An 18,018-nucleotide genomic window follows, 5' to 3' on the forward strand; every position below is an offset into this window, starting at 1 on the left:
TCAAAACAGAAAATAGCGTTGCGCCATCGGCAAAACCTCTGCCGGTTCGCTGGTGATCAATTCGCCGTCGACGCGTACCTCATAGGTTTGCGCGTCAACGGTGATATTCGGCTGTAAATCGTTGTGGATCATGTCGGCCTTTTTCACCGACCGGCAGCCTCTCACCACCGCGGTGGCACTTTGCAGTCCGAGCCGTTGCGGAATGCCGCTGGCATCAGCAGCCTGAGAGACAAACGTCAGCCGCGTGGCGTGGCGTGCGGCACCAAGGGCACCAAACATCGGGCGGTAATGTACCGGCTGCGGCGTGGGGATCGAGGCGTTGATGTCGCCCATCGGCGCGCAGGCGATCATCCCGCCTTTGACGATGGTGGCGGGTTTGACGCCAAAGAAGGCGGGGGACCAGACCACCAGATCCGCCAGCTTGCCCGCCTCAATAGAACCGACCTCATGGGCGATGCCGTGGGTCAGCGCCGGGTTGATGGTGTATTTGGCGACATAGCGCTTTACGCGGAAGTTATCGTTATCGCCGGTCTCTTCCGGCAGTGCGCCGCGCTGCACCTTCATGCGGTGCGCCACCTGCCAGGTGCGGATAATCACTTCCCCCACGCGGCCCATTGCCTGTGAATCTGACGAGGTGAGCGAGAACGCGCCGATATCGTGCAGCACGTCTTCGGCGGCGATGGTCTCCCGGCGAATGCGGGATTCGGCAAACGCCACGTCCTCGGCGATATCCGGGTCGAGGTGATGGCAAACCATCAGCATGTCCAGGTGCTCGTCGATGGTGTTGACCGTGTAGGGCAGCGTCGGGTTGGTGGAGGAGGGCAGAATATTCGGGTGCGCGCAGGCGGTGATGATATCCGGCGCATGGCCGCCGCCCGCCCCTTCGGTGTGGAAGGTGTGGATGGTGCGCCCGGCGATGGCGGCCAGCGTGTCTTCGACAAAACCGGACTCGTTCAGCGTGTCGCTGTGCAGCGCCACCTGAATATCCATCTCTTCAGCGACCTCCAGCGAACAGTTGATGGCCGCAGGCGTCGCGCCCCAGTCTTCGTGGATCTTAAGCCCGATGGCACCTGCCGCGATCTGCTCGCGCAGCGCGTCCGGGTTGGAGCCGTTCCCTTTACCCAGCAGGCCAATATTCACCGGTAGCGTATCGGCTGCCTGCAACATGCGGGCGATATACCACGGCCCCGGTGTGCAGGTGGTGGCGTTTGTGCCTGCCGCAGGCCCGGTGCCGCCGCCGATCATGGTGGTGACGCCAGACACCAGCGCCTCTTCCGCCTGCTGCGGACAGATCCAGTGGATGTGGGTGTCGATCCCGCCGGCGGTGACAATCCTCCCTTCGGCGGCGATCACCTCCGTTGCCGCGCCAATCGGGATCGTCACGCCGGGCTGAATGTCCGGGTTTCCGGCTTTGCCGATGGCGAAGATCCGCCCATCTTTTACGCCGATATCCGCTTTCACGATCCCCCAGTGATCGACGATTAGCGCGTTGGTGAGCACCAGATCCACGCAGTCGTCGGCGGTCATCTGCCCCTGTCCCATACCGTCGCGGATCACTTTTCCGCCGCCGAATTTAACCTCTTCGCCGTAGATCGTGAGATCGTCTTCCACTTCGATCCACAGCTCGCTGTCGGCCAGCCGCACTTTATCCCCGGTAGTGGGGCCGAACATATCGGCATACGCCTGGCGTGAAATCTCAGCCATGTTTCACCTCGCCCATGACCTCGCCGCGAAAGCCGAAAATGCGCTGTGCGCCCGTCACCTGCACCAGCGTCACTTCCCGCTTCTGGCCGGGCTCGAAGCGCACGGCAGTGCCGGCAGGGATGTTCAGCCGGTAACCTCGGGTGGCTTCGCGATCGAACTTCAGCGCCGGGTTGACCTCGTAAAAGTGGTAGTGCGATCCCACCTGGATCGGCCTGTCGCCGTGGTTTTCCACGATCACACTTCGGGTTTCGCGCCCGACGTTGAGAGCAATGTTGCCGGACTGGATCCGGTATTCGCCTGGGATCATCACGCGCTCCTTACACGATCGGGTTGTGGACGGTGACGAGCTTGGATCCGTCCGGAAAGGTGGCTTCCACCTGGATATCCGGGATCATCTCCGGCACGCCTTCCATCACCTGATCGCGCGTCAGGACGTGGCGGCCGGCTTCCATCAGCGAGGCGACGGTTTCGCCATCGCGCGCGCCTTCCATAATAAAGGCGCTGATCAGCGCGACCGATTCCGGGTAATTGAGCTTTACCCCGCGCGCGAGGCGGCGTTCGGCAACCAGCGCGGCGGTGAACAGCAACAGCTTGTCTTTTTCTCTGGGAGTCAGTTCCATAGCGTTTCTCTTATGTTTGCCAGATGCGCGGCGAACAGGCGGTTTTGGAAGTTAAAAGCGGGCGAAGCGACTGCCAGATATCGCGCATCACCCGCTGACAAATCAGGTTGTCGTGGGAGAGAAAACGCACCGACAGCAGATCGTCGGTGAGCGTCGCCCCGCCAACGTTTTCCAGCGGGGCGAGAAGCGCACGCACCGCGTCGAGAAGTGCTTCCCGGGCCGGATAGAACAGCAGCGTGCCGACCCACGGATGGTCCGCGACGGGCGTCAGATCGCCACCGCTGAGATGCAGTCGCTCAATCAGACGCGGCTCGCCATCCACCCACACCTCAAGGCGGTTCTCCAGCGTGCCGTGGCTGAAGGTTTCGTTTATCACCGGACGGCCCAGACAGTACAGCTCCCACGCCAGCAGCGTGCTGGTGGCGTGCAGGTGAAAGACGGAACGCAGCGCGGCGTTAGCGCCGGGGAAAATAATGGTGTCCTGCGGCAGCCACTCCAGCGTGGCCTCTTCGTCGAGGTAAAAATGCTGACTGAGGCAGGCCAGCGGGCCGCTGCTGCGATAGAACTTACTGGCGCCGGGCATGGTGATGAGGGCATGGCTTTTAGCGTCGAGCCGCACGGAAATATCCAGCGTATCTCCGCCCACAATTCCGCCTGGCGGGTGCAGCAGGTAAAGGTGGCAGGTTTCTCCTTCGGGATAAAACGGACGCTGAACGGTGAGCGGCCCGCTGTGACGCGCGGAATGGAGAAGGGTTTTCTCAGGGGTATGACAAAACTGGAGGGCAAGCGAGGCCTGCCAGCCTTTGTATGAATTATCAGTGACCTGAGTTGCTAACATGGTGCTTCCATTTCCACACTATCGGGGTACGTTTCAGTATGCCCTGGCGGAAATGAAGGCTGTCATATGAGTCGCTTATGGATAAAAAAACGGCTCATGTGAGCCGGTTTCAGTAATGTAGGCCGGGTAAGCGCAGCGCCACCCGGCAAGAAAGGCTAGCGATAATCCTCTGCATCCACATCATACCCCGACGGCTCCCAGCGGATCGCCAGCAGCGACGCCAGACCGATAAACGGCGCCAGCGCAATCACCCAGAACACGGCGGTATCCAGCGAGGCGACCAGCAGCGGGAACAGAAACAGTGACAGCGTTGAACTGCTGCGCATCAGCGTCTGGTTAAGCCCCACGCCCACGCCGCGCAGCGAGGTCGGGTAGCTCAGGGAGGCAAACGTCATGGTGTGCGCACCTGGACCAAAACCCTGACCAAACAGGAACAGCGCCAGCATCGCGACGGCGACCACGCCTTCCGTAGCCCCGTCAGGGCGGCCAATCAGCGCCAGGCCGAGCAGTGCCGCAAGCTGGCACGCATAACCCGCCAGTGACATCCGCCATGCGCCGAAGCGCGGAACATAGCGCACCGCCAGCAGCCCGCCGACAAATGCGAACAGCAGGTTAAGCGCCAGCGAGATCAGAATGGTGGTCAGCATCGACTGCACAAAGAAGCTGGAGATGATCACCGGCAGGCCAAAGGCTACGGCGTTATAGGCGAACGAGGAGACCACTGACAGCAGCGTGGCGAGCGTGGTACGCCGCAGATAGATACCGCGGAACAGGTTCAGGTAGTTCGACCATTTTGCCTTGTTCACGACAGGCGCGGGCTGGTCGAGCGCATCCTGCGGTACGTGGGCATTAATATTGTAAGACTGCCGCAGGATGGACGCCGCCTCCTTCAGATTGCCCTGATTCGCCGCCCAGACCGGGGATTCGCTCATATAGCGGCTGCGGATGGCGATAATCACCAGCGCGGGCACCGCGCCAAAGCCAAGGATCAGACGCCAGAGCCAGTCGCTGTGGCTTTCCGGCAGCACGGCGTAAAAGAAGAGCACCAGAAGATAAGAGATGCTGATGGCCGCGTACCAGGTGGGGCACCACATTGCGACGCTGGAGGCTTTATTCCCCGGGCCTTTCAGCCTGGCGAACTCGCTGAGAAACGCCATCGCGACGGGAAGGTCGATCCCAACGCCAAGACCCATCACAAAGCGCGCGCCCGCAAGCACATATTCGTTCGGGGCCAGCGCACAGGCGATAGCGGCAACGACAAAGAACACCATGTCGGCCATAAAGACGCGGTAGCGCCCGATTTTATCCGTAAGATAGCCGCCGAGCAGCGCCCCGACAATCGCGCCAAAGGTAATCGCCGAGGCCACCATGCCGGTACCGGCGGGCGTCAGGTTAAATTCGCGGGTGATGTCTTTGATGCCGAATGCCAGCGCGCCGAGATCGTAGGCATCGAGGAAAATTCCCCCGAGCGCGATACCGACCACGATGCGGGCATTGGCCCGGCCCTGAGAGCCGTCATTAACGAGACGTGAAACGTCCGATGCGCTACGCACCCACTTGATGTCGCCATCCGGGGTATTTCCTGCCGTTGGAAGGGGAGTTGAATCTGTGATTTCTGCCATTTTCTTTTTGTGTGGTTGTGTTGTGTCTCTAACAGTTACCACAGGCAGAAGGTGACAAAAATCACATTTGGTTATAAGGCATAACGAACGGTTTACTGAGCGTCTTTCTTTTTACGCCTGAGCTTCGTCCAGATCTTGGTTTCCTTACGCCGCCACAGGCGCTGAATGTTGTCGTGGTGGCGCAACAGGATCAGACACGAGAGCATCGACACCGGGAAGGTAAACTGCGGTTTAAACCACCAGACATAAAACGGGGCGATCAGTGCGCTGACGATGGCGCCCAGCGACGAATAACCGCTCAGCAGAATGGTCAGCAGCCAGGTGCCCGCCATCACGCCGGTGAGATCCCAGCCGATCGGCGCAATCGCGCCAAACGCGGTGGCAACGCCTTTACCGCCTTTAAAACCAAAGAAAACGGGCCAGATGTGGCCGACGCAGGCGGCGATGGCAATCAGCCCCAGCCAGAAGGGTGTGACGCCGAGCGCATACGCGCCCCAGACGGGAAGCATTCCTTTCAGAACATCAAAAATCAAAACCGCTACGGCTGCTCCCTTGCCGCCAATTCGTAGTACATTGGTCGCCCCCGGATTCCCGGAACCACTTTCACGCGGGTCAGGCAACCCGGCGATGCGGCAGACCAGAATGGCGCTGGAGATTGAGCCGCAAAGGTAGGCGAGGATAATCATTCCAGGCGCGATTGCACTCATAACGCTGTTCCGTTTTGAAAATGTATCTGTATTCTCAGCATCTGTGGATAATACGCATAATTCGCCGGAAGTGGTATCCGGTTTAGCCAAAAAGCAGGCAGGTCGTGATGGATATTGTATTTATAGAGCAACTTTCGGTAATCACCACAATTGGTGTTTACGACTGGGAACAGACCATCGAGCAGAAACTGGTGTTCGATATCGAAATGGGCTGGGACAACCGCAAGTCAGCAAAAAGCGATGATGTGAATGACTGTCTGAGCTACGCCGACATCAGTGAAACGGTCATCGCCCATGTGGAAGGGCAACGTTTTGCGCTGGTAGAACGCGTGGCGGAAGAGGTAGCAGACCTGCTGCTGAGCAAATTTAACTCCCCATGGGTGCGCATTAAGCTAAGCAAGCCGGGAGCGGTGGCGCGCGCCGCCAATGTGGGCGTGATTATCGAGCGTGGCACAAATCTGAAAGGAAAGATTTAACGTCATAATAGCTAAACCATTTTAGGTTATATCGGTCTTAAAGCTGTATCTTTCACGGTTGTCCGCGTGGGACACCGTTTTTTTATATCTTTTTAGGGGTTTATAGATGAGCGATATGCACTCGCTGCTGGTGGCGGCAATACTGGGTGTGGTCGAAGGATTGACGGAGTTTTTGCCGGTGTCCAGTACGGGCCATATGATTATCGTTGGCCATCTCCTGGGCTTTGAAGGCGATACCGCAAAGACGTTTGAGGTGGTGATCCAGCTGGGCTCTATCCTGGCGGTGGTCGTGATGTTCTGGCGTCGTCTGTTTGGTCTGATCGGTATCCACTTCGGGCGTTTGCCGCAGCGTGAAGGAGAGGGCAAAGGGCGCCTGACGCTGATTCATATTCTGCTCGGGATGATCCCGGCGGTGGTGCTGGGGCTGGTGTTCCACGACACCATTAAATCGCTCTTCAACCCGATTAACGTGATGTACGCGCTGGTTGTCGGCGGCTTCCTGCTGATTGCCGCCGAAGTGCTGAAGCCAAAAACCCCGCGTGCGGAAGGTCTGGACGATATGACGTATCGCCAGGCGTTTATGATTGGCTGCTTCCAGTGTCTGGCGCTGTGGCCGGGCTTCTCCCGTTCAGGGGCAACCATTTCCGGCGGGATGCTGATGGGCGTGAGCCGTTACGCGGCGTCTGAGTTCTCGTTCCTGCTGGCGGTGCCGATGATGATGGGTGCCACCGCGCTGGATCTCTACAAAAGCATCGGCTTCCTGACCGTGGGCGACATTCCGATGTTCGCCGTGGGCTTTATCACCGCCTTTATTGTGGCGCTGATTGCCATCAAAACCTTCCTGCAACTGATTAAGCGTATTTCGTTTATTCCGTTCGCGATCTACCGCTTTATCGTCGCGGCTGCCGTGTACGTGGTCTTCTTCTGATGACCGACCGCCCTCAGTCTTTCGGCTGAGGGCAACGTTTTTCCTTCCACGCCGCAACCGCATCAATCCGCCGTTTCGTCAGCTCTTCGCGGATCGCCGGGCCTTTAAACCCTGCCTCCACCACCTCTTTCGTTGGCACCGCTTTCGCTACGTCCCACGCCTCACGCAGCAAACGTCCCTGCGGATAATCGGACGCTTCAAACCCGGTGCGGCCGCGCACGTCGGCTTCGCTGGTCAGCGCAATTTGCTCCACGCGCTGCGGTTTGCGCCAGGCGTCGATGTTATCAAACAGCCTGACGATGGTGGCGGGTTTCAGGATCGGGAAGGTGTGGATCAGGTCGTGGAACTCGGCCACCAGTTTTGCCAGATCGCGAATGTCATTTGGCACGCGCAGGCGCTGGCAAAGCCCTTCAACCAGCTTCACGCCAGCCGGACCGTGCCCGTGGTGGCGTGGCCACAACTCCTTTGGCGTTAACCCTTTGCCGAGGTCATGGCAGAGGGTGGAAAAGCGCACGTCCACCTCCGGGCTGAGCATGGCGGCCATGCTCAGCGTCATCAGGGTGTGAATGCCGGTATCAATTTCCGGGTGCCATTTCGCCGGGGCGGGCACGCCAAACAGCGCATCTATTTCCGGGAATAGCACTTTCAGCGCCCCGCAGTCGCGCAGTACCTGGAAAAAGACCTGTGGATTGCGGGTAGTCAGGGCGTTTTCGGTCTCTTTCCAGACGCGTTCTGGCGTCAGATGTTCCAGCTCGCCCGCGTCGGTCATGGCCGTCATCAGCGCCATCGTCTCGTCGGCGATGCGGAAGCTGAGATGGGCATAACGGGCGGCAAAACGCGCCACGCGCAGTACGCGTAACGGATCTTCAGAAAAGGCGGGGGAAATATGGCGTAAAAGACGGTCGCGCAGATCGTTCTGGCCGCCGTAGACGTCGATAATATGGCCTTTTTCGTCCTGCGCCAGGGCATTAATGGTGAGATCGCGGCGCAGTAAGTCCTGCTCCAGCGTCACATCCGGCGCGGCATAGCAGGTGAAGCCGGTATAACCGGAACCGGATTTCCGTTCGGTACGCGCCAGGGCGTACTCTTCCCGGCTTTTCGGATGGAGGAACACAGGAAAATCGCGGCCTACCTGCTGGTAGCCCGCGTCAATCATCGCTTCGGGCGTGGCACCGACCACGACCCAGTCTTTATCTTTGACCGGCAGACCTAATAACGCATCACGTACCGCACCACCGACCAGATAACTCTTCACGCCAACACTCCCGTTTTCTCTTTTCGCAAGATGATACGTAAGTGTGGCAGAGAAGACGAGTTAGTTCATCCAGCGGTCTTTACGTTTACGGCTCGGGATAAGGTGAGGAAGCACCAGACCCAGCACCAGACCGACGCCAAGCACCCCGCCGCCATACATAAACCACTGCATGATGATGGTGCGTTGTTTGTCATCCAGCTGTAGATTCGCGGCGTTCACTTTCTTCTGCGCGACGATGAGCTCATTTTTCAGCTTCTGATTTTCATCTTTCAGACCGGCGATCACGCTGTCGCTTTGCGCCACTTTCTGCTGCATCTCTGCGGTGCGCTGGTTCCAGGTGCCGTCAATGTTGTTCAGCTTATCGGTCAGGGTTTTCACCTGATTTTCCAGGTCCGGCACGCGGGTGCGCAGGCTTGGCACCGTGCTCAGCTCTTTCAGCGGGATCCATGAGGTGCGGCCAGAGCTGTCACGAACCTGACCGTAATTGGTGTCTGCATTGGTTTGCAGCAGAGTCACTTCCTCGCCGGCATTTACCGTACCCACGAGGCGATAATTGTCTCCAGGGCCGCTGCGTACCCAGGTATTCAGTTCATCAGAAACGTAACGTTTCTCTTCAGCGTGGACCGCGGTTGCGGCGCTAAAAGCGAGTAAAGTAAGTCCAATCAGGCGTAATTTAAGCATATCAGTCGTTATTTTCATAAAAAGTGGAACGATAGTAGTGGTATCAGTGTCGCTACGCAAAGGATTCATCATCAATCGGAATCATCTGTGTCATGATTTCCACCGCTTTAAACTTTTACGCCCGTCAAATTGCTCATTGCGTGGCAATTTGGCGCAAAATACTATGTACTGACAAACAAATGGCGAGGAAGTTCGCCTTCATCGACGCGTCTGTGACGCACGCAAAAGTACAAGGCTATGGCACAAGAGATCGAATTAAAGTTTATCGTCGAAAAAGACAGCGCTGACGCGCTCCGCCAGCATCTGAATACGCTGTCCGGCGAGCACCATGAACCCGTACAGCTGCTCAACATCTATTACGAAACGCCGGACAACTGGCTGCGCAACCACGATATGGGCCTGCGCATCCGGGGTGCGAACGGGCGCTACGAGATGACGATGAAAATCGCCGGTCGTGTGGTGGGCGGTTTGCACCAGCGTCCGGAATACAATATCGACATCAGTAAGCCAGAACTTGAGCTGGATCGTTTTCCGGCGGAAGTGTGGCCGGAAGGAACGCTGCCCGCAACGCTGTCGGCAGAGGCGCAACCGCTGTTCAGCACCGATTTCTGGCGCGAAAAATGGCTGGTGACGGAAGGCAAGAGCCGCATTGAGATCGCGTTTGATCGGGGTGAAATTAAGGCGGGTGAAGAGCAGGAGCCGATCTGCGAATTGGAACTCGAACTGCTGGAAGGCGAGGCGAGCGACGTGCTGAAGCTGGCGCACAAGCTGGTGAACCAGCCTGGCCTGCGTCAGGGCAGCCTGAGTAAAGCGGCACGCGGCTATCACCTGGCCGCCGGGAATGCGCCGCGCGTGCTGCGAGAAACCCCGATTCTGCGCGTTGTGCCGAAAGCCTCCGTTGAGCAGGGCATGGAAGCGGCGCTGGAGCTGGCGCTCTCTCAGTGGCAGTACCACGAGGAGCTGTGGGCGCGTAACGTGAAAAATGCCAAAAAACAGGTGCTGGCAGCTATGGGGCTGGTGCGTCATACCCTGACGCTCTTTGGCGGCATTGTACCGCGTAAAGCCAGCACTCACTTACGTGATTTGCTCACTCAAACCGAAACGCTGATGCTTTCCGACGTGTCGGCACAAACGGCGATCTACAGCCCGCAAAACGCCGGCGCGAAACTGGCGCTGACCGAGTTTCTGGTGACGCGCGGCTGGCGCACGTTCCTCGATGCGAAAGGGCAGACCAAAATCGCGGAAAACTTCAAACGTTTTGCGGATATCCACCTCTCCCGTCACGCGGCCGAGCTGAGAACCACCTTTGCGCATCCGCTGGGCGACCAGTATGGCGATCAGCTTCCCCGCCTGGCGCGTAACATCGACAGCATGTTGCTGCTGTCAGGTGCGTATGAGGGCGTTAAGGCGCAGGCCTGGCTGGAGAACTGGCAGGGGCTGAAGCATGCCATCGAGACCCGTCAGCAGATCGAAATCGAGCATTTCCGCAACGAGGCCATTTCGCAGGATCCGTACTGGCTGCACAGCGGAAAACGTTAATTCTGGCAAGGAAACTCTGATATGCCGCTTTCTTCGCAGTTACAGCAGCACTGGCAGACCGTTTGCGAACGCCTGCCTGAGTCGTTACCCGCGTCATCGTTAAGCGAGCAGGCGAAAAGCGTGCTCACGTTCAGTGATTTTGTGCAGGAGAGCGTCAGCGCCAACCCGGACTGGCTGGCAGAGCTGGAAAGCGCGCCGCCGCAGGCTGACGAGTGGCGGCATTATGCTGGCTGGCTGCAAACCGCGCTGGCAGAGGTGGCAGACGAAGCCACGCTGATGCGCGTACTGCGTCAGTTCCGCCGCCGGGTGATGGTACGCATTGCCTGGGCGCAGGCGCTGGAGCTGGTGAGCGAAGAGAGTACCTTGCAGCAGTTGAGCGAGCTGGCGCAGACGTTGATTGTCGCCGCGCGGGACTGGCTCTACGCCGCCTGCTGTAAAGAGTGGGGCACGCCGTGCAGCGAAGCCGGGGTTCCGCAACCGCTGTTGATTCTGGGGATGGGCAAGCTGGGCGGCTGCGAGCTTAATTTCTCCTCAGACATCGACCTGATTTTTGCCTGGCCGGAGAACGGCTCCACGCGCGGCGGTCGTCGCGAGCTGGACAACGCCCAGTTCTTTACGCGCCTGGGGCAGCGGCTGATTAAGGCACTGGATCAGCCCACCCAGGATGGTTTTGTCTACCGCGTGGATATGCGTTTGCGTCCGTTTGGCGACAGCGGTCCGCTGGTGCTGAGCTTTGCCGCGCTGGAAGATTATTACCAGGAGCAGGGTCGCGACTGGGAGCGTTACGCGATGGTCAAAGCGCGGATCATGGGTGACAGCGACGATGCCTGGGCCAACGAGCTGCGCGCCATGCTGCGCCCGTTTGTGTTCCGCCGCTACATCGACTTCAGCGTGATCCAGTCCCTGCGAAATATGAAAGGGATGATTGCCCGCGAGGTGCGTCGCCGTGGCCTGAAAGACAACATCAAGCTCGGCGCGGGCGGTATTCGTGAGATCGAATTTATCGTCCAGGTCTTCCAGCTAATACGCGGCGGGCGTGAACCTTCTCTGCAATCCCGCTCGCTGCTGCCGACCCTGAGCGCTATCGAACAGCTGCATCTGCTGCCGGAAGGCGATGCGCAAACGCTGCGTGACTCTTATCTCTTCCTGCGTCGTCTGGAAAATTTGCTGCAAAGTATCAACGACGAACAGACCCAGACGTTACCGGGCGACGAGCTGAACCGGGCGCGTCTGGCCTGGGGGATGCGGGTGGATGACTGGGCGGCGCTGACGGAACGGCTGGAAGCGCATATGGCGGGCGTGCGCCGCATCTTTAACGATCTGATCGGCGACGACGAAAGTGAATCGCAGGACGATGCGCTCTCCGAGCACTGGCGCGAGCTGTGGCAGGACGCGCTCCAGGAAGATGACACCACGCCGGTGCTGGCGCACTTAAGCGACGATGCCCGCCATCGCGTGGTGGCGCTGATTGCCGATTTCCGCTTCGAACTGAACAAACGCGCCATTGGCCCACGCGGTCGTCAGGTGCTGGATCATCTGATGCCGCATCTGCTGAGCGATGTCTGCTCCCGCGAGGATGCGCCGGTGCCGCTGTCGCGCATGATGCCGCTGCTGAGCGGGATCGTCACGCGTACCACTTACCTCGAACTGTTAAGCGAGTTTCCCGGTGCGCTGAAGCACCTGATTTCCCTCTGCGCCGCCTCGCCGATGGTGGCGAACAAGCTGGCGCGTTATCCGCTGCTGCTGGACGAACTGCTCGACCCGAATACGCTGTATCAGCCTACGGCGACGGATGCCTACCGCGACGAGCTGCGTCAGTATCTGCTGCGCGTACCGGAAGAGGACGAAGAGCAACAGCTTGAGGCGCTTCGTCAGTTTAAGCAGGCGCAGATGCTGCGCGTGGCGGCGGCAGATATCGCCGGCACCCTGCCGGTAATGAAAGTGAGCGATCACTTAACCTGGCTGGCGGAAGCGATCATCGACGCGGTTGTCCATCAGGCGTGGGTGCAGATGGTGGCCCGCTACGGGCAGCCGAAACACCTTGCAGAGCGCGAAGGCCGCGGTTTTGCGGTGGTGGGTTACGGCAAGCTGGGCGGCTGGGAGCTGGGCTACAGCTCCGATCTGGATCTGATTTTCCTCCACGACTGTCCGGCAGACGTCATGACCGACGGCGAACGTGAGATTGACGGGCGGCAGTTCTACCTGCGTCTGGCCCAGCGCATTATGCACCTGTTCAGCACCCGCACCTCATCCGGCATTCTGTATGAAGTGGATGCGCGTCTGCGCCCGTCCGGCGCGGCAGGCATGCTGGTCACCTCGACGGAGGCTTTCGCCGACTATCAGAAGAACGAAGCCTGGACGTGGGAGCATCAGGCGCTGGTGCGCGCCCGCGTGGTATACGGCGATCCGCAGCTCAAAACGCAGTTCGATGCGATCCGCAAGGCGGTCATGACGACCCCGCGCGAGGGCAGTACGCTGCAAACCGAAGTGCGGGAAATGCGGGAGAAGATGCGCGCGCACCTTGGCAACAAACATCGCGATCGCTTTGATATTAAAGCCGATGAAGGCGGCATTACCGATATCGAGTTTATCACTCAGTACCTGGTGCTGCTGCACGCGCACGATAAGCCGAAGCTGACCCGCTGGTCGGATAACGTGCGCATACTCGAACTGCTGGCGCAGAACGACATTATGGATGAGCAGGAGGCGCAGGCATTAACCCGCGCCTACACCACGCTGCGTGATGAGTTGCACCATCTGGCCTTACAGGAACAGCCGGGCCATGTGGCGCTGGACTGTTTCGCCGATGAACGCGCGCAGGTGACCACAAGCTGGCAGAAGTGGCTGGTGGAACCGTGCGTAACAAAACAAGTGTGATATTATCGCGCGCAAATTGTGAATCTTTCTGGAGTCAGGAATGAAAGTAACACTGCCAGAGTTTGAACGTGCTGGAGTTATGGTTGTCGGTGATGTGATGCTGGATCGCTACTGGTATGGGCCGACCAGCCGTATCTCTCCGGAAGCGCCGGTGCCGGTAGTTAAGGTCGACACCATTGAAGAGCGTCCAGGCGGCGCGGCAAACGTGGCGATGAACATAGCCTCGCTGGGCGCGCATTCGCGTCTGGTGGGCCTGACCGGCATTGACGATGCGGCGCGTGCCCTGAGTCAGTCGCTGGCGGACGTGAACGTGAAGTGCGACTTCGTTTCTGTTCCGACCCACCCAACCATCACCAAGCTTCGCGTCCTGTCGCGTAATCAGCAGCTGATCCGCCTCGATTTCGAAGAAGGATTCGAAGGCGTTGATCCTGAGCCGCTGCACGAGCGTATTAGCCAGGCGCTGGGCAATATCGGCGCGCTGGTGCTGTCTGATTATGCCAAAGGCGCGCTGGCGAGCGTGCAGACCATGATCCAGCTGGCGCGTAAAGCCAGCGTACCGGTGCTGATCGATCCGAAAGGCACCGATTTCGAGCGCTATCGCGGCGCAACCCTGCTGACGCCAAACCTCTCTGAATTCGAAGCGGTGGCGGGCAAGTGCAAAACTGAAGAAGAGCTGGTTGAGCGCGGCATGAAAATCATCGCTGATTTCGAGCTGTCTGCGCTGCTGGTGACCCGTTCCGAGCAGGGCATGACGCTGCTGCAACCGGGCAAGGCGCCGCTGCATATGCCAACCCAGGCGCAGGAAGTGTACGACGTGACCGGTGCCGGTGATACGGTGATTGGCGTGCTGGCGGCGACGCTGGCGGCGGGTAACTCCCTGGAAGAAGCGTGCTACTTCGCGAACGCCGCGGCGGGCGTGGTCGTTGGTAAACTCGGGACCTCCACCGTTTCGCCAATCGAGCTGGAAAACGCGGTGCGTGGGCGTGCGGATACCGGCTTTGGCGTCATGACCGAAGACGAGCTGAAAGTGGCCGTTGCTGCCGCGCGCAAACGCGGTGAAAAAGTGGTGATGACCAACGGCGTGTTCGACATCCTGCATGCGGGTCATGTCTCGTATCTGGCGAATGCGCGTAAGCTGGGCGATCGCCTGATTGTGGCGGTCAACAGCGATGCCTCAACCAAACGTCTGAAGGGTGAAACGCGTCCGGTGAACCCGCTGGAGCAGCGCATGATAGTGCTCGGCGCGCTGGAAGCGGTGGACTGGGTGGTCTCATTTGAAGAAGACACCCCGCAGCGCCTGATTGCCGGAATTCTGCCTGACCTGCTGGTGAAGGGCGGTGATTACAAACCAGAGCAAATCGCAGGTAGCGAAGAGGTCTGGGCGAATGGCGGTGAAGTGATGGTGCTCAACTTTGAGGACGGGTGTTCAACCACCAACATCATTAAGAAGATCCAGAAAGACAGTCAGTAAAAAACGGGCCAACAGGCCCGTTTTTTTATGTCGGGTGGCGGCTGCGCCTTACCCGACCTACGCGTTCATCCAGGCCCGGTAAGGCGTAGCCGCCATCGGGCACAACAGGCCGCACTTATGCCTGGTCATCCACCGGTGGAATAGCTGGCGCTGGCTTCACTACTTCCGGCGCATTGCGGCTCTCCAGCTCGCTCAGACGCTGTTCCAGCAGCGCCAGCTTCTCGCGGGTGCGCAGCAGCACCTGAGTCTGCACATCAAACTCTTCGCGGCTGACTAAATCAAGGCGAACCAACTGTGCCTGCAACGTCTGGCGGATTTTCTTCTCAACGTCATCACCAAACTCACGAATACCTTTCGGCATGGACTCATGAACCTGACGCGCGATCTGCTCAATTTTCTTTGGGTCAATCATTGTCGTTTCCCTTGATGAAAAGGTGTTAGTGCCTATTGTAGCGCGTCATGCCGTGGGTTAAACAAAATTGTTTGAAGCTTATGCATTGCCCAGGGTAATCAATAGCGTTATAGTTATCTCGCTTATTCTCAGGGCGGGGCGAAATTCCCCACCGGCGGTAAATCAGCTTAACGCTGAAAGCCCGCGAGCGCTTTGGGTGAATTCTCAAAGGTCAGCAGATCCGGTGTAATTCCGGGGCCGACGGTTAGAGTCCGGATGGGAGAGAGTAACGATCCAGTCGGGCATGGCCCGCTCACGTTATTTTTTTGCCGCTAGTACGGCGCTCCTAAGACTGCCCTGATTCTGGTAACCATAAAGTTAATGAGGTTTTTTTACCATGAATCAGACGCTACTTTCCTCTTTTGGCACTTCAACTCAACGTGTTGAACATGCACTGGATGCACTGCGCGAAGGCCGCGGTGTGATGGTGCTTGACGATGAAAACCGTGAAAACGAAGGCGACATGATTTTTGCCGCCGAGAACATGACCGTTGAGCAGATGGCGCTGACCATCCGTCACGGTAGCGGCATCGTATGCCTGTGCATCACCGAAGACCGTCGCAAGCAGCTTGATCTGCCGATGATGGTTGAAAACAACACCAGCGCCTTTGGTACCGGCTTCACCGTGACCATTGAAGCAGCGTATGGCGTAACCACCGGTGTGTCGGCGGCTGACCGCCTGACTACCGTGCGTGCAGCGATTGCTGATGGTGCGAAACCATCCGATCTGCACCGCCCTGGTCACGTCTTCCCGCTGCGCGCGCAGCCGGGCGGCGTGCTGACCCGTGGTGGTCATACCGAAGCGACCATCGATCTGGTGACGCTGGCTGGCTTCAAACCCGCAGGCGTGCTGTGCGAACTGACCAACGATGATGGCACCATGGCGCGCGCGCCGGAGTGCATCACCTTTGCGCGACTGCACAATATGCCAGTGGTGACGATTGAAGATCTGGTTGAGTACCGCCGGGCGCACGAGCGCAAAGCCAGCTAAACATGCTGATGTGAAAAAGCCGGGGAAACCCGGCTTTTTTGTTTCTAGTGGTAGTTAATTTTGAACAGTACCACGGTTTCAAACGGCCCGGACTGAATCGCTTTCCCTTCTTCCCGTGAAAGTTCAGCCGTGTAGTTTTGCTCAACATTCATCGTATCGCCCGTAAAATCGGCGTACTCCTTGTACTGGTTGAAGGTGTAAGGCTCCGTTCCGTTAAGAATACGCAGCTTTAACCCATTCCCTATCAGTACCGCGGTGTCGTCTGCGCTAAGCGTTTCGGTTGTGTAAAACGACGAGTCCATCTTAAATCCGTCCGAGCACTGGGCATCCTGCACTTTGGTGGTTCGTATTGAAAACGTGCGCATACGCGTCTGCTGATTCACAATGTCGCGCGCGCTGAAGGCGCCGAAGTCGATCTCCTGATTTTCAGGGAAAATGCTAAACGTCGCTCCACAATCAAGCACCGTAATGTTTTGCAGTCCGTTGATGTGATACTTGAGGTTCTTCGCGTCGGCCATCTGATTAACGCCACCCTTACCGTCAAACTGCACAACGATGTAATCGCTGAGCGAACTGATATAACCATGTGGCGGCATAGCCTTAATTCGCACGAAAAGTCGTAATCGGGCGACGAACGTGCGTGAAATATGGATATCATCCGGATTGCCGGAGCAGATGCGATTCTCCCAACCCATCTGGCGGATTTGATCCGCGGTGTAAATGGTGATGTTATCGTTGTCCAGGCACTGGCGGGTATCCACGCCGTTGGGCTGGCCCGTGGCATCGTAATCTATGCCTTCATAGGTGACGCCCAGTTCATAATAGGGATCGGTTGCGGCAGGATAAGGGTTCACCCATGCAAAGACATCTTCCAGCTCAAAATTGCTCGTGACGTTGTTATCACACGTCACCGGAATTTTAATGTCATCAGACTCCCATATTTTTTGACCAACCTGAGCGTTGCTGGGTATCGCAAAAGGGGTGATCGTTTTTGTCTCCTCGATGGGGCCGCCAGATCCACCCAGATAGCAGTTAAGCGCCAGCGCATCTTTCAAAGGCAGCGCTGAAAGCAGCAGTATAAACAGGAAACTAGCGAGCTTTTGCATCTTTATCGATTTTCCGTTCGGTAAGTTTACATAGCGCCGTTCCGGTGCACTGCACGTCGACTTTTTTTAGGGCGCCGTAATCGTCGATATAGCCGATGCTGTAATAACTACCGTGGTAATCGCCGGTAGCGGCGGTTGCCGTGGCGAAAGGCGCAATCATCAGACTGTCGAAACCCGGCAGCATGGTTTTGGCATTTTTGCTCAGCCACGCCAGCGTGATGTAGTACGGCGTAGGGTTGTGGATCGTGAGTCCTTTCGCGCTGGCGGTAATTTCCATGCGCATTTCAGTCAGTTCGCCAGATTTTTTGCGAATCGCTTCCGGACGCCAGAACAGCTTGATTCGGCTCTGCATGGCAACCTGCATCACGCTGCGCTCCTCGCTGGCGCTGGTGCTTTTTGGCGGTACTTCACGCAGGTTGAAATAAAACAGCGATTCCCTGTCTTTTGGCAGCTGGCGGGTAGCGGCTTGTTTAACAATTCTTACCTGCGACGAGGCGCCTGCTTCGATACGTTGAATAGGGGGAAGCGCCATAAAGTGCGTATCTTCTTTTTGCCCCTTTTCATCTTCAATCCAGGAGAGCGCCAGATAAGGCAGCGCCTTGCTCTGGTTGTCCACTTTCAGGCTGCTGGCCTTGTCGCTTTCTGGAAAAACAATGCGCGTGCGGTCCAGATTAATGGCCGCATGGGTGGTAAATGCTGTGCTGATTAGCATCAGGCACAGGCTTTTAATCGGCGTTAATTTCATGATGATT

General features: G+C 58.0%; 17 protein-coding genes and 1 riboswitch. Of the genes, 6 read left to right on the forward strand and 11 right to left on the reverse strand.

Features of this window, described 5'->3' with window-relative positions:
• From ureC to plsY, 6 genes are all read right to left on the reverse strand, one after another.
• Positions 1-1,704 carry an urease subunit alpha gene (gene ureC / locus SK54_RS05275; protein ID WP_015571907.1) on the reverse strand — a complete coding sequence of 568 codons (1,704 nt, stop codon included), beginning with the start codon at positions 1,702-1,704 and terminating at the stop codon, positions 1-3.
• Positions 1,697-2,011 (reverse strand): urease subunit beta, encoded by a 315-nt coding sequence (locus tag SK54_RS05280; protein ID WP_015571906.1) that lies wholly within the window; start codon positions 2,009-2,011, stop codon positions 1,697-1,699. The genes ureC and SK54_RS05280 overlap by 8 nt, the downstream gene beginning before the upstream one ends.
• Before the next feature lie 10 nt (positions 2,012-2,021).
• On the reverse strand, positions 2,022-2,324 hold the full coding sequence (locus SK54_RS05285; protein WP_003862556.1) for an urease subunit gamma: 303 nt from the start codon (positions 2,322-2,324) through the stop codon (positions 2,022-2,024).
• A 10-nt stretch (positions 2,325-2,334) separates the two neighbouring features.
• Positions 2,335-3,162 (reverse strand): urease accessory protein UreD, encoded by an 828-nt coding sequence (locus SK54_RS05290; protein ID WP_023295462.1) that lies wholly within the window; start codon positions 3,160-3,162, stop codon positions 2,335-2,337.
• A gap of 155 nt (positions 3,163-3,317) precedes the next feature.
• Positions 3,318-4,784, reverse strand: coding sequence for an MFS transporter (locus tag SK54_RS05295; protein WP_040118127.1), 1,467 nt, complete (start codon positions 4,782-4,784; stop codon positions 3,318-3,320).
• Positions 4,785-4,876: 92 nt separating this feature from the next.
• Positions 4,877-5,491: a glycerol-3-phosphate 1-O-acyltransferase PlsY gene (gene plsY / locus SK54_RS05300; protein ID WP_017384031.1), complete on the reverse strand. Its 615-nt coding sequence runs from the start codon at positions 5,489-5,491 to the stop codon at positions 4,877-4,879.
• 107 nt (positions 5,492-5,598) lie between these two features.
• On the opposite strand from plsY, the gene folB reads away from it, so the two are divergent.
• Positions 5,599-5,967 carry a bifunctional dihydroneopterin aldolase/7,8-dihydroneopterin epimerase gene (gene folB / locus SK54_RS05305; protein ID WP_015571902.1) on the forward strand — a complete coding sequence of 123 codons (369 nt, stop codon included), beginning with the start codon at positions 5,599-5,601 and terminating at the stop codon, positions 5,965-5,967.
• A gap of 106 nt (positions 5,968-6,073) precedes the next feature.
• Positions 6,074-6,895 carry an undecaprenyl-diphosphate phosphatase gene (gene bacA / locus SK54_RS05310; RefSeq protein WP_003862545.1) on the forward strand — a complete coding sequence of 274 codons (822 nt, stop codon included), beginning with the start codon at positions 6,074-6,076 and terminating at the stop codon, positions 6,893-6,895.
• Positions 6,896-6,908: 13 nt separating this feature from the next.
• Here bacA and SK54_RS05315 read toward each other — a convergent pair whose 3' ends face one another.
• Positions 6,909-8,150, reverse strand: a complete 1,242-nt coding sequence (locus SK54_RS05315) for a multifunctional CCA addition/repair protein (protein ID WP_017384033.1) — start codon at positions 8,148-8,150, stop codon at positions 6,909-6,911.
• Between the two features lie 60 nt (positions 8,151-8,210).
• Positions 8,211-8,831, reverse strand: coding sequence for a TIGR04211 family SH3 domain-containing protein (locus SK54_RS05320; RefSeq protein ID WP_001303390.1), 621 nt, complete (start codon positions 8,829-8,831; stop codon positions 8,211-8,213).
• 237 nt (positions 8,832-9,068) lie between these two features.
• Here SK54_RS05320 and SK54_RS05325 point away from each other — a divergent pair, with 237 nt between their 5' ends.
• From SK54_RS05325 to hldE, 3 genes are read left to right on the forward strand one after another with little or no spacing between them, the layout of a single operon-like run.
• A complete protein-coding gene (locus tag SK54_RS05325) occupies positions 9,069-10,370 on the forward strand; it encodes a CYTH domain-containing protein (RefSeq protein ID WP_017384034.1) in 1,302 nt (433 codons plus the stop codon).
• A 21-nt stretch (positions 10,371-10,391) separates the two neighbouring features.
• Positions 10,392-13,247: a bifunctional [glutamate--ammonia ligase]-adenylyl-L-tyrosine phosphorylase/[glutamate--ammonia-ligase] adenylyltransferase gene (gene glnE / locus SK54_RS05330; protein WP_032669212.1), complete on the forward strand. Its 2,856-nt coding sequence runs from the start codon at positions 10,392-10,394 to the stop codon at positions 13,245-13,247.
• A gap of 40 nt (positions 13,248-13,287) precedes the next feature.
• Positions 13,288-14,718, forward strand: a complete 1,431-nt coding sequence (gene hldE, locus SK54_RS05335; protein WP_015571898.1) for a bifunctional D-glycero-beta-D-manno-heptose-7-phosphate kinase/D-glycero-beta-D-manno-heptose 1-phosphate adenylyltransferase HldE — start codon at positions 13,288-13,290, stop codon at positions 14,716-14,718.
• A 115-nt stretch (positions 14,719-14,833) separates the two neighbouring features.
• On the opposite strand, the gene ubiK is transcribed toward hldE, so the two are convergent.
• The gene (gene ubiK, locus SK54_RS05340) at positions 14,834-15,130 is read right to left on the reverse strand and encodes a ubiquinone biosynthesis accessory factor UbiK (RefSeq protein WP_048246864.1); all 297 of its coding nucleotides are present in this window, start codon (positions 15,128-15,130) and stop codon (positions 14,834-14,836) included.
• A 120-nt stretch (positions 15,131-15,250) separates the two neighbouring features.
• A riboswitch (FMN riboswitch) is annotated at positions 15,251-15,401 on the forward strand.
• Between the two features lie 105 nt (positions 15,402-15,506).
• On the opposite strand from ubiK, the gene ribB reads away from it, so the two are divergent.
• On the forward strand, positions 15,507-16,160 hold the full coding sequence (gene ribB, locus SK54_RS05345) for a 3,4-dihydroxy-2-butanone-4-phosphate synthase (RefSeq protein ID WP_047746994.1): 654 nt from the start codon (positions 15,507-15,509) through the stop codon (positions 16,158-16,160).
• Between the two features lie 44 nt (positions 16,161-16,204).
• Here the strand turns inward: ribB and SK54_RS05350 are convergent, their stop codons facing one another.
• Both SK54_RS05350 and SK54_RS05355 read right to left on the reverse strand, forming a co-directional pair.
• On the reverse strand, positions 16,205-17,266 hold the full coding sequence (locus SK54_RS05350; RefSeq protein ID WP_048246866.1) for a fimbrial protein: 1,062 nt from the start codon (positions 17,264-17,266) through the stop codon (positions 16,205-16,207).
• A complete protein-coding gene (locus SK54_RS05355; RefSeq protein ID WP_048246868.1) occupies positions 17,250-18,011 on the reverse strand; it encodes a fimbrial biogenesis chaperone in 762 nt (253 codons plus the stop codon). Before SK54_RS05355 ends, SK54_RS05350 begins: the two co-directional genes overlap by 17 nt.
• Positions 18,012-18,018 lie beyond the last annotated feature (7 nt).

It is taken from the genome of Enterobacter sp. MGH120 (assembly GCF_001037725.1).
In the GTDB taxonomy this organism is placed as follows: Bacteria; Pseudomonadota; Gammaproteobacteria; order Enterobacterales; family Enterobacteriaceae; genus Enterobacter; species Enterobacter hormaechei_C.